The organism is Ruegeria sp. CG1, assembly GCF_056537265.1.
Window position 1 is genome coordinate 106,515 of record NZ_JBQFRF010000009.1, and the last position, 11,905, is coordinate 118,419.

Here is an 11,905-nt window from a genome sequence, read left to right on the forward strand (position 1 = left end):
GTCACCAGAACTACAGTCACGTCCTGAAACAAGCCGTCTATCACGCCTTGTATCAACAAACGCGCAGTGAACTGATTGAAGCCATTAGCCTTGCACAGCGGCTCGGTGGGTCAATCGTGCCCTTCCTCGGTCCAACAAGATGCGGAAAAAGTCGGATGCTCGAGGATCTGCGGGATACTATCGGTAAGCCAACAGCTGAATACCAAGGATGGGTTTATGACAGCGATTTTGTCATCGGTTCCATCCCCAACAAGCCGAATGATAAAATGCTCGTTCGATCCATGCTGGCTTCGCTGGAACTGAGCGGTAAGAGAGGGTCGTCTGCGTCAGAGATCGAGGCACAGCTATACAAGGAAATTACGAGCAAGGGCATTCGTGTCATTGCGATGGACGAGTGCAATCACTGCGCCGAACGTGGTGAACGGCTGTCAAAGCGGGGCGTTACCGACCATTTCAAACGCCTCGTGGACAACACAGGTGTGACGCTGGTCCTCTGCGGGTTGCCCAAGTTTCAGAGAATTCTGGATGAGAACGAACAGTGCCGTGATCGGGCAATGAAATCCACTTACATGTTGCCCTATTCCTGGTCCGTTGAAGAGGAAAAGACCAACTTCGCTGGCGCTATCGCAACGCCACTCAACAGCTTGCAAGAAGCCGGCCTAGAGTTTGACTTTGACCCTCATGACATTGTGGTGCGCCTTTACGGAGTGTCTGGCGGCCGCGTTGGGATCGTCATGCGCGTCTTGCACGGGGCAATCGCCTACATCGAGAATGACGTGTTGAGCTACGCCAGCCTCGCCAAAGCAGCGAACTCCGTTCTTCAAGCCCAACACCGTCCAGATTTTTTCTTTGAATCTGATGATATCGAAGAACTGGATTTGGTCCGTTCGTTCGTAAACGTCATGAAGGAAGCCGACCTTGAGCTTGCACCTTCCACGACGGAAGAATTTTCAGTGTTGGAACACTATTGATGCTGGCCAGAACAACAAATCCAAAACCTGGTGAAAGCCTGCTCGGCTTCCTTCGCAGATTGTCTGCTTTCAACGCGTTCATCGACACGGGGGATTTCTTCTCGGAACTTGGTATCAGGTACGGACGCCCTCTGATCGAGAGCATTAATGACCTGGAGCGCAAATGTGGATTACCTGCGGGCGAGCTCGCGGCAATCGCACCAGAAGCCAAGCCAAAAGACGCATGCCGCGAGTGGCAATATGACCGGCGCTGGTCTGACCCAGTGTGCCCAATGTGTATCGCAGACGGTAAGGTTTATCACCAAAGCTGGCGTCACACGTTGGTAACTGCGTGCCCTGAGCACAAGTGCAGATTGGAAGATACTTGCCCGCGATGCTCAGAGCCTCTTACGCCCGTAAATGGAGGGCACGGAAAATGTTCTTGCGGAACGGATTTGTCGAGTCTTCCGGTTCAGACAGCGCCGCGACATGAGGTTCTAATCTCGCAGTTGATTTCGGGCATTCCATCAAGCGAAGTCTCAGGTCTTCCGACGCAGTTGGTGTCCAGTCCCCCAGCAGATATCGGCCGTTTTGTTCACTTTCTAGCCTCGTCCTTCTCCGCAAATCGAACGGGCAAGGCTCTTAAGACCAAAATGCCGAAAACAGTAGAGGATGCTGTTGTGCTGCTTGAGCCGGTTGCTTCGCTTTTGGAAAATTGGCCAAACGGTTTTGAAGATCACGTTCGCGAACGTCTGTTGAAAGCTGATCCGGCATTGAACTCCGCGCCTGCAAGATTGGGCAATTGGTATCAGCGGTTCATGCAATTCAAAGATCCTGCATATGAACCATTTCACAAGGCTTTGGGTGGAGTTGTTTCAAAAGAGTTCAGCGGAACCTTTCTCGGTTCATTGCAAGTCGATGAATCAAGAGAATGGGTGTCTGCCAAGGAAGCTGCTCAAGAGATTGGGGTTACGTCGCAGAGGCTGGTTGAGGCGGTTCAAAAGAAACAGATTGCTGGCAAACAAAGCCGGAGCGGATATGGGCACACTCATACTGTTATTCCTCAGCTAGAAGTTCATAACATCCTCGCTGATCGAGAAAGATACTGCGACGGCACTACAATTCGAAACCTACTTGGAGTTTCACGGAAGCAGTTTGAGCTTTTGCGTGAAGCCGCCGTGGTCAGCGAAATTGCTTTAGAAGATCGTCCCCCGCTGATTGACGGTGGCTTTGACAGAATTGCCCTTGCAGACCGGCTGGCTCGTATCAGTGCCTCTGCGGTCCAACGGGATGGTGAGACGATCAGTTTTGCGGATCTAAATCTGCGCAGAACAACGGATCGTTCGGTGCTCATCCAAATTTTTCAGCGCATCTTTGATTGTGAAATCGTGCCAGTAAGCGCGAATAGCGAAGTCTCGTTAGGTAAGTTCCGGTATCTGAAAAGCGACGTGGAAAGAGAACTGAGTAAAGGGCGTTTCTCAAAAGACTGGACAGCTCAGGATGTTGCTAGGATCGCTGGTTGGAAACCTCAATCAGTCGTGCACTGGTGCAAGCTGGGCCTGCTCGAAGCTCGCGAAGTTTCGCATGGTCCGAACAAGGGTTATTTGATCTCGCCGGAACAACTGGCGCGGTTCCAATCTACTTTCGTACCTGTCGCAGTACTTGCTGGGTCACGCCGCACAACATCGCGCCGCTTGCTCGGCCTTCTCGCAAAAAGCCAGATCGAGACTTATGGCGCACAAAAGGAAGCCCAAACAAGCAGAGGCCATCTAGTACGCCTGTCAGACCTCATGACTTTAGCCAATTCCGGAGGACTTCCATCTCTGGATGCCGAAAGCTGTACGGCAAGTCTGAGAAGCCATGAGGCGAAGATGGCTCGTAGCCGAGTCCACCCCAACTAACCTCCCTATCAAAAAGGAACATCTGATGAGTAAACATCTTAGACATAACGAACTCTTCACTGGAGATACGCGCAACCAAGGGTGCCAAGACCGTTTTTCCTTCACGCTTTTTAATAAATCGGAGCGTGTAGTCCTCGATGTCTTTGCCGCAAATTACTCAGGAGAGGTTATCGCGTCGATTTCTCCGTCTTCGAGCTTTCGCTCTGCTAGTTCTTTCCTGGAGAACTGTGTTCTTCCAGTTTACGAGTGTAAGAACATCAGGCTTCAGGCAATTCATACTGACCTGGGTAAGGAATTCGCGGCGAAGGAATATAGGGACTTGTTGAACCGCGAGAAGATTACTCAAGTACATATTCTTTGGAACGGGGGCAATGAGTGCGAAGGTTTTGCTAACGCGTTCCATTCGGAATTCTGCAAAATGGGTACGATCAATTCCTTTTATCGCTCCGCGATGGATCTCAAAGGAGACTTTGCTAATTGGCTCAACTTGTACAATCGTCAGCTTCGGTAGGCCCATTTACTGAAATAGGCTTTTAGTCCTCGCATTGGTATTTCCAAGTAAGGTTGTGCGTTCATTTCCAGTGGACGCCTAAATAGGAGCCTCAACTGCTGCGGTTCTTGATGTCTTGCTCATTCTGTTGACCAGTTGAAGGTTTCTGCAATGCGGCGCGAAACGCCTAACAGTCGGTCATAATCGCGCAACCTATAGGAGATCCTTCGGCTTCTTCGATTAAGGTCGAGTTGATCAAAGGTTCATTGCTATCCATCACCTTGGCGAAAAAAATTAGGCTCCAATGCCTTGCATGTAGTCCCCGCACCCGTGCTAACTACTGTATAAAGGGCTAACGACCTCACAGTTGAAGAGTCAGCACGATCAAATTGGAAGCAAGAAGGGACTACTTATGGCTGTTCCCACGAGCCACACACTTCTGCCAGTAGATGAGCTGGTTTTGGATGTAGATAATCCACGTATCCAACGAATCATGGAGATGTGGACCGGCGAGATCACCGCCGAGATCATTCATCTCGCCTTGGGCAGTGGCCGCGATACGCAAGACTCGGGTGATACGGGAACAACATTTTATAGCCTGAAGGAGTCCATACGCACCAGCGGCACGATCATTCATCCTATCCATGTGAATAAAACGAATGATGGCCAACTGGTGGTCGTGGAAGGTAATACACGCGTCGCGATCTACAAAGAGTTGCGAGACAATGACGTAGAAGGAAATTGGGATAAAATCCCGGCCATCGTGTATGAAGGCCTGTCTCAGGAAGGAATCGATTCGATCCGGCTTCAGAGTCATCAGGTTGGCCCCAGAGCGTGGGACCCATATTCAAAAGCTAAATATCTACACAAATTGCACAAACATCAGGATATGCCTTTTGCGCGTCTGGTAGATTTATGTGGTGGCCGAAAAAACGAAGTGCGTGATTACATCGCCGCCTATGAAGACATGGAAGAACATTACCGGCCAATACTGGATGATGATGCGGATTTCGACGCTACACGGTTTTCCTCGTTTGCCGAATTGCAAAAATCTAAAGTTAAAGAGGCGATAACCTTGGCCGGGCACAGCCTGGAGGATTTTTCAGGTTGGGTAAGAGACCGGAAGATTCATCCGCAACATACCGTGCGAAAGCTGCCATTGATCTTAGGTAGTCCCGAAGCCAAGAAGATTTTCTTGCACGAAGGCGCAGAAGCCGCGATCCGTTATTTGGACCGTACAAGCGAAACGGACGACCCGATTGAGGGGTCGCTGCCTGAGCTTTGCAAGGCGGTGCTGTCAAAGCTTCGCGCTGTAACCTGGCCTGACATCCAGAAACATCGTTCCAACAAGGAAAGCGCAGAGACACAAGCCATCCTCGACCTCAATGACGAACTGGCCGACTTTGTCAAAGAGATATCGAACTAGGATGGTTTCGCTAACGCATGAGAAGTTGGTGGAGATGATCCTGAAGTGGCTGGAACATAAAGAGCTTGGTAGCGATACTCAAATATTCTGCGATGGCGTGGGAGTGCTAGGCTTAGCCAAACCGAAGAAGATTGGCGGATATGTTCCGGACGTCTTTTGCTCCATGCCAAGTACAGGGCACATGATTATTGGTGATGCGAAAACACCAAACGATCTAGAGACACGGCACACCAAAAACCAGCTTGAAGCCTATGCAGACTACCTTGCAATACACAGCGAGAGCGGTGAGCTTGTTATCGCCACGAGATTCGCCTGGGCGCCTTGCGCTCGATCTATTTTGAACAACCTCAATTCAGTGAGAACCAAGGGTAAGCCAGAGGTTCAGGTTCTGTGCGAATTCGGGATTTGGGGGTAGCGATGGCACAGTTGGTTTTCAGAACAACTCATAGCTTTACGCCGACGCATAAGCCGTTCCCTTACCAGGAGCAGGCATTCGATGCGATCAAGGACATGGAATATTGTGCAATCCTGCACGAGCAAGGCCTCGGCAAGACCAAAATCGCCCTGGATCTTCTGCTGTATTGGCTATCCGAAAACACTGTGGATTCTGTAATTCTGGTTGTCAAAAAAGGCCTGATTGCCAACTGGCAGAAGGAAATTGATGCGCACACATCTCTAAAGCCTAAGCTGATCACACAGAACAAGGCAGAGAACTTTCACGCTTTCAACGCACCGCACCGGCTGTATCTGACGCATTTTGAGGCGATTAAAGGAGAACAATCCCGCATGGCACTGTTCTGCAAGACTCGGCGGGTCGGCGTTGTTATCGATGAAGTGCAAAAGATAAAAAACCCGGGGTCTGCACTGACGAAATCCTTTCTGGCGCTATCGGACGGGTTTGAGCGCCGTGCCATCATGACCGGAACCCTTGTGGCCAATCGTCCCTACGATGTCTGGGCGCCTATCTGCTTTCTGGATGGTGGTGAAAGCTTGGGTGAGGATTTTGATACGTTCAAAAACGATTACGACTTTTCGGAAACCCTTCCTAAAAACCCCCATGAAAAAGAAGCTTTTGAAATCCGCTTGAGCCATCTGTTTGATCGGATTGCATCCTTCGCAGTCAGAGAGAGCAAGGATGGTGCCGGAATTGATCTACCCTCTAAGGTCTTCCGCACTGTGACTTGCGAATGGGAAACCGAACAGGAAGAACTCTATAAGCAAATCAGAGATGACTATCGGGCCATCGTTGAGCGGAACGGACTTCCGACAGTCGACGAGGCAGAAGGCATCCTGAAACGATTGCTCCGGTTGGTACAGGTTGCCTCAAATCCAAGATTGGTCGATAGCGGTTATCATTGTACACCTGGCAAGTTCCTTCATTTGGAAGACCTACTTCTCGGAACCGTGCAAAGCGGTGAGAAAGTGATTGTTTGGACGAGCTTCACAGACAACGCTGACTGGCTAACCTCGCGGCTCTCTTCTTTCGGGGCCGTAAAGGTCCATGGGAAGATGGCTATCGAAGCGCGCAACAAGTCAATTGAGCGCTTCCTGACCGACGATAGCGTGCGGGTGCTGGTGGCGACGCCGGGCGCAGCCAAGGAAGGGCTAACTCTGACGGTCGCAAACCACGTCATTTTCTTTGATCGCTCTTTCAGCCTCGACGACTACCTGCAATCGCAGGACCGCATACACCGGATTTCGCAAACACGTACCTGCTATGTCCATAACCTTGTCATGCGCGACTCTGTTGATGAGTGGGTCGATGTGTTGCTCGCCGAAAAGGAATTGGCGGCAAAGCTTACGCACGGCGATATCGGCGCTGAAGAATTTGGCGCGGATATGAACTATCAAATGTTTGCGGTGCTCAAATCTGTGCTCGCGCTTGAAGAATAGGAAAAGACTTTGACCTGGATTGACGACACCATCCTCATTCGCGGTGAAGAAGTTGATGTCAAACGTGGCAAAATCGACCACAAGAAGCTCAAGTTCTATCCAGAGAACCCGCGCCTTTACTCGCTTGTAAAACCCGATGAGGGAGAGCCTGACCAAGAGGCGATACAGACTAGGCTCATTAAAATGGATCATGTGAAAGAACTGGTTCAGAGCATAAAGGAAAATGGTGGGCTAATGGAGCCCATCTTTGTGCATGGGGCGACCTTTGAAGTATTGGAGGGCAATAGTCGCCTCGCAGCCTATCGGCGTCTATCAGAGAGTGACCCCTTCACCTGGGCAGAGATGAAATGCGTCCTACTCCCGCCAAGCTTCGAGAAAGAAAGAATTTTTGCCTTCCTCGGGCAGCTTCATATTGTTGGTAAAAAAGACTGGGCACCCTTCGAGCAAGCCGGTTTCTTGTACAGACGCCACAAGCGCGAGGGGATACCAGTCGATGATATAGCCGCTCAAATGAATTTGCCGAAATCAGAAACGCGTAATCTCATCAAGACCTACGAATATATGCTTTCTGTTGGCGATACGGATATTAATAAATGGAGTTACTACTTCGAATTCATTAAATCCCGCAAGATTTCGACTATAATTAAGAAAACTCCCGAATTCGAAAAATTTCTTGTTGAGAAGATCAAGACAGGCCAGTTCAAAAAAGCAGCGGATGTTCGCGATGCCGTGCCAAAACTCTCTCTGGCCAGAAAGAATTTAATCGACAAGGTCGTAACCGGAAAAGTTGACATCTATGATGCCATAGAGCGGGTCGAGGAATCCGGTAATGCGGATGCGACCTATCTTCGGCTGAAACGGTTTCGGGACTGGCTTCTTACCAGTGAAACCAAAACGGCAATTGAGGGAACTAGCAACGAGGCTCGTCAGAAAGTCGAGTTCGAGTTGAAGCAAATAGCGAAACGTGTGCAGCAACAGTTGAAGCGACTGGAGTAGAACAAACACCTGTATCGGTTGGACGTAAGGACTGGATCGACAAACACCGCCCGGCTAGATAGAGTGCAATAACACTAAGATGGAGGCAGATTATGGCGGGTAAGAACATACTTCTTGTAGAACCGGGGTATCGCAACAAATACCCGCCCCTTGGGCTGATGAAGATTGCTCAATACCATGGGCCACAAGGCAAAAAAGACAATGTTCGCTTCGTTAAGGGCGAAGACCCTTCGGCCTATGAGACGGCTTGGGACCGCATATACATAACAACCTTGTTCTCCTTTGAATGGGAACGCACCGCGCGCAGTATCGACTATGCCCTTGATCTGGTGGGGGGGCAGGCACACCGCGTCTTTGTTGGCGGCATCGCTGCCTCGCTAATGCATGACAAGTTCATAGATGAATCTCGCTGGCGCGGCGTACGTTTCATCAAAGGACTGCTTGGTGATGCGCCAGCCACTTCGCTCCAGCTAGACCCTTTCGATGAAGAGCTCTACGCCGACGATGTGAACGGCAAACCCATCGAGGATTTAGTTCCTGACTACAGCATTCTGGATCATATTTCCTATCAGTACCCTGTCTCGGATGCTTATTTTACATATGCGTCCAGGGGATGCGTGCGAAAATGTGCCTTCTGTGGTGTACCAACGTTGGAAGGCATGCAGCGAGATACGAACTCGCTAACCAGCGTGGTGGAAGGAGTGAGTGAGCTTTATGGTGAAAAGCGCGATTTGATCCTGATGGACAACAACGTGGTCGCGTCGGCCAACTTCAAAGACATCATTGCCGAGATAATTGATCTTGGTTTTGAGCGGGGTGCAAAACTCAAGCGGGGACGTTACGAGCTACAGCGGCGCGTTGATTTCAACCAGGGCGTAGATGCGCGCATCTTATGCAAGGACCCGATGTACTTGCAGCAATTGGCGCGGATTGCCCTCAAGCCGCTGCGCATAGCTTTCGACCACCTTGGCGTAAAAAAGCCCTACGCGCAGGCCATCCGCTATTCAGCAGATGCCGGCTTGACCGAGCTGTCGAACTACATGCTCTATAACTTCAAGGACTCTCCTCGTGATCTGTTCGAGCGTATGCGGCTCAATGTCGACCTCAATGAAGAGCTTGATATCCGTATCTTTTCCTTCCCGATGCGTTATCAGCCTGTGAACCGCCAAGACCGTGGCCACATAGGAGCGAACTGGAACTCTTATTACCTCCGTTCAATGCAGGTGATCTTGCAGGCCACGCATGGGATTGTAAGTGGCGCGCCAGAATTCTTCCGCAAGGCGTTTGGCGATACCTATGAAGAATACGAGAACATCCTGCTGCGCCCGCACCACTATATCTTTAACCGGTACTGGTACGAGCAATTCGACGGTCGAGCAGAGTTTGAGGCCTTCCAGTCAGTCATGAGCACGCTTGCAGGCGACGAAAAGACTGAGCTTTTGGAATATCTGTGTAGTCGGGGCAAGAACGACTATGAAGCCGATTTAAACGAATTGGCGCAGGGTCATCTTCGTGACGCAGCACGCTTTTTCGTGCCGATGTCTAAGGCGGATGAGGCCAAGATTTGGGACGCACAGAAGCGAAAACGCGTGGAAGACATCGGGGCCTATCTAGTCCCCGAAGATGAACGAGTCGAGGATGCGGGGCTTACGGATGAAGACGTGCAACCGGAACCGAAGAGCCAAAAAGCAATCAACGAAATCACGCAAGTCTTTGCGTAAATCATGGGGCCCAAGCAATGATGGAAGCAAAGAATCTTGATGCAGAGACTCTGAATGAAAACGATGTGTTTGTTGGCAAGGATGTGCTGGAGCTGCTCAGCAGTTCGATGTACGTAAACCCGCTTTCGATTTTCAGGGAGTACGTCCAAAACGCAACCGATGCCATCGATGATGCAGTCGCAGCTGGCTTACTACCATCCATCAAGGACGGGTGTGTTGAGATCAATCTCGATCACATCGACCGCCGCGTTGTAATTCGAGATAACGGAGTTGGCGTGTCCAATGCGGACTTTCCAACACGCATGCTGTCCTTCGGTGCCAGTACGAAACGGGGTACGGATGCGAGGGGGTTTCGCGGTGTTGGTCGACTTTCTGCGCTCGGCTATGTCCAACAGCTCGTATTCCGCTCTCGCGCGCACGGTGATACCAAGGTGCTCGAAGCGAGTTGGGATGGCCGTGTTGTCAAACGGCTTTTGGCAGCGCCGGATGGGAACAGTGATCTACGTTCAATCGTCAAGGCAGCGGTCACACTAAAACGGCTCGATCCCGATGAGTATCCCACTCACTTCTTTGAAGTAGAGCTGATCAAGCCACGGCGGATCGCCAATGACAGGCTGCTCAACGAAACGGAGATTGGCGCTTACATCGGCCAGGTATGCCCGTGTCCGTTCTCTCCCGAGTTTGAGTTTGGTCAAGAAATCACTCAGCTTCTAGAACCGCTTGGCCGCGCTGGCAAATCCTACAACATCCACATTAATGCCGCGGGAGAGCCTGTGTACCGTCCGTACCGCAATAAAGTGGATTATTCGGACACCAAGTCTGCCGCGCTACAATCCTTTAAATCCTTTCAAATAGAGAGTATTGACGGCGGCGTGGCCGCGGTTGGCTGGCTGATCCACCACGACTATCAAGGGGCGATACCAGTCTCGCAAGGCGTCCGAGGTTTGCGCGCGCGGGTTGGCAATATCCAGGTCGGCCATGATCGCCTGTTTCTGGAAGTGTTTCCTGAAGATCGTTTCTGTTCATGGACAATTGGCGAAGTCCATGTGCTCGATGGGCGGGTCGTACCCAATGGCCGACGCGATGAATTCGAAAGCAATGCACATCTAGATAACATCATTGCGCATCTTCGACCCGTGGGCGCAGAAGTGGCACGCGAATGCCGGACTTCCTCTCAAAAACGAAACCGTTTGAAAACCTTCGAATTGGCTGCGGACAAGATCTACGAGAAGCTGGAGGTCCTCAAGCAAGGCGCAGTGTCGCAACGATACGCCAAGTCGATCAAAGAAGAGATTGGCGCGCTTCTGTCGGAGATGCGTAAGGCTACTGAATTCGATCTCTTCGACGACGAGGATCGCGGCGTGCTGCGTAGCCAGCTTCGGAAAATCGAAAATGCTGTCGATGCCCACACCACCAAAGTTGAGGGCGATATCTTCGATAACCTGCCGAAAAACAAACGATCAACTTATAAGGAAGTCTTCGATCTCATCTATGATTGCTCCGCAAATCAAGTCGCGGCGAAAAGCCTGATCGACCGGATGCTGGACCGGCTTTCGCGCTCATAATGACAAGTTTGGATGCAAATGATCCCACTAGCGTGAGCCAAGATGAAGACAGCAGGGATTTTTTCACGCAGTTCCAGCTGAAGGAATACGAGAACATCTCGCAAGCACACTTCAAAACCAATGAAGTGCTTGCGGCGTTTTATCGGTACTTCTTGTTGATTGCCGCCATCCCGATTACAGCGGTTTGTGTTGCTCTTATTAACCTGACCGATGACGGAATAAGTGCCGAGGCGCGATTTTTGGCATATTCGTTGTTTGGTATTTCGACGCTATTGTTGAGTGTAATTGGCGCCGCTGTAATTGCCTACATCGAAGGCTTGCGCTTGGACGCCATCCTATATGCCCGCGTTGTGAATTCTATCCGAGATTACTTCTTCAAGTTGCCGGGTTCGGAGAAGTTCGGTGTGCCGGTGCTACCAACGAAGACAGACAAACCTACGTATGGCGGATTTGGAGCAGGCTTTGTGATCTATTTCGCATGCGCCACGATGAATGCCGCATACTTTGGAGCTGGAGTTATGGCTATGACGCTGAACTATTCCAGTTCGTTAATCGATGTGGAAATAACTTGCGTTCAAAAATGGTGCACAGGGGGTGCTTTCGTACTCATGCTCGGAGCACAGGCCTTTATTCGAAGCCAGCTGCTAAAGGGAAAGGTCAAAAAGGGGTTCTGAGATTGCGATACATCGGAATGTCAATTGACAGGGCCTTGACCCGTGATGGCTTGGGGCCGCGATCCTCAAGCGCCTCGGGGCCGCCAGCCAGATATCGGTCATACCAGCGATAGAAAGTGGTTCTGGGGATGCCGAGTTTGTCCAGCGTACGCCTGGTCGGAAGATGCGACCCTTCGACGAGGCGAATGATCTCCAGCTTGTGAATCGGCATGCAAAATTGACCCACTTAGGTGGGTTATGAGCGAATAAAATTGACCCACCTGTTTTCGTTAAGATCCGCACAAAAGTG

General features: G+C 50.7%; 10 protein-coding genes and 1 pseudogene. 10 read left to right on the top strand and 1 reads right to left on the bottom strand.

What is annotated here, in order from left to right:
• Positions 1–47 precede the first annotated feature (47 nt).
• The 10 genes from ACR0AU_RS19720 to ACR0AU_RS19765 all read left to right on the top strand — a co-directional run bounded on the left by ACR0AU_RS19720 (position 48) and on the right by ACR0AU_RS19765 (position 11,616).
• Entirely contained in the window at positions 48–971 is a 924-nt protein-coding gene (locus ACR0AU_RS19720; RefSeq protein WP_480796130.1) for a TniB family NTP-binding protein, read from the top strand.
• Entirely contained in the window at positions 971–2,851 is a 1,881-nt protein-coding gene (locus ACR0AU_RS19725; protein ID WP_480796131.1) for a TniQ family protein, read from the top strand. Before ACR0AU_RS19720 ends, ACR0AU_RS19725 begins: the two co-directional genes overlap by 1 nt.
• 25 nt (positions 2,852–2,876) lie before the next feature.
• A complete protein-coding gene (locus ACR0AU_RS19730) occupies positions 2,877–3,362 on the top strand; it encodes a hypothetical protein (RefSeq protein ID WP_170667974.1) in 486 nt (161 codons plus the stop codon).
• Between the two features lie 391 nt (positions 3,363–3,753).
• Entirely contained in the window at positions 3,754–4,767 is a 1,014-nt protein-coding gene (locus tag ACR0AU_RS19735) for a ParB N-terminal domain-containing protein (RefSeq protein WP_480796132.1), read from the top strand.
• A 28-nt stretch (positions 4,768–4,795) separates the two neighbouring features.
• A complete protein-coding gene (locus tag ACR0AU_RS19740; RefSeq protein WP_480796133.1) occupies positions 4,796–5,182 on the top strand; it encodes a hypothetical protein in 387 nt (128 codons plus the stop codon).
• Positions 5,183–5,184: 2 nt separating this feature from the next.
• Entirely contained in the window at positions 5,185–6,660 is a 1,476-nt protein-coding gene (locus ACR0AU_RS19745; RefSeq protein WP_480796134.1) for a DEAD/DEAH box helicase, read from the top strand.
• 9 nt (positions 6,661–6,669) lie between these two features.
• Positions 6,670–7,656, top strand: a complete 987-nt coding sequence (locus ACR0AU_RS19750) for a ParB N-terminal domain-containing protein (protein WP_170526183.1) — start codon at positions 6,670–6,672, stop codon at positions 7,654–7,656.
• 92 nt (positions 7,657–7,748) lie between these two features.
• Positions 7,749–9,377 (top strand): radical SAM protein, encoded by a 1,629-nt coding sequence (locus ACR0AU_RS19755; RefSeq protein WP_480796135.1) that lies wholly within the window; start codon positions 7,749–7,751, stop codon positions 9,375–9,377.
• Positions 9,378–9,394: 17 nt separating this feature from the next.
• Entirely contained in the window at positions 9,395–10,942 is a 1,548-nt protein-coding gene (locus ACR0AU_RS19760) for an ATP-binding protein (RefSeq protein WP_480796136.1), read from the top strand.
• A 32-nt stretch (positions 10,943–10,974) separates the two neighbouring features.
• A complete protein-coding gene (locus ACR0AU_RS19765) occupies positions 10,975–11,616 on the top strand; it encodes a hypothetical protein (RefSeq protein ID WP_480796137.1) in 642 nt (213 codons plus the stop codon).
• A 37-nt stretch (positions 11,617–11,653) separates the two neighbouring features.
• Here ACR0AU_RS19765 and ACR0AU_RS19770 read toward each other — a convergent pair.
• Positions 11,654–11,815, bottom strand: a pseudogene (locus tag ACR0AU_RS19770) (helix-turn-helix domain-containing protein); the annotation flags it as partial.
• Positions 11,816–11,905: the final 90 nt, after the last annotated feature.

Coding starts and splice junctions, on each gene's coding strand:
- ACR0AU_RS19725 (WP_480796131.1), top strand. CDS start 971: ATGCTGGCCAGAACAACAAATCCAAAACCTGGTGAAAGCCTGCTCGGC.
- ACR0AU_RS19730 (WP_170667974.1), top strand. CDS start 2,877: ATGAGTAAACATCTTAGACATAACGAACTCTTCACTGGAGATACGCGC.
- ACR0AU_RS19735 (WP_480796132.1), top strand. CDS start 3,754: ATGGCTGTTCCCACGAGCCACACACTTCTGCCAGTAGATGAGCTGGTT.
- ACR0AU_RS19745 (WP_480796134.1), top strand. CDS start 5,185: ATGGCACAGTTGGTTTTCAGAACAACTCATAGCTTTACGCCGACGCAT.
- ACR0AU_RS19755 (WP_480796135.1), top strand. CDS start 7,749: ATGGCGGGTAAGAACATACTTCTTGTAGAACCGGGGTATCGCAACAAA.
- ACR0AU_RS19760 (WP_480796136.1), top strand. CDS start 9,395: ATGATGGAAGCAAAGAATCTTGATGCAGAGACTCTGAATGAAAACGAT.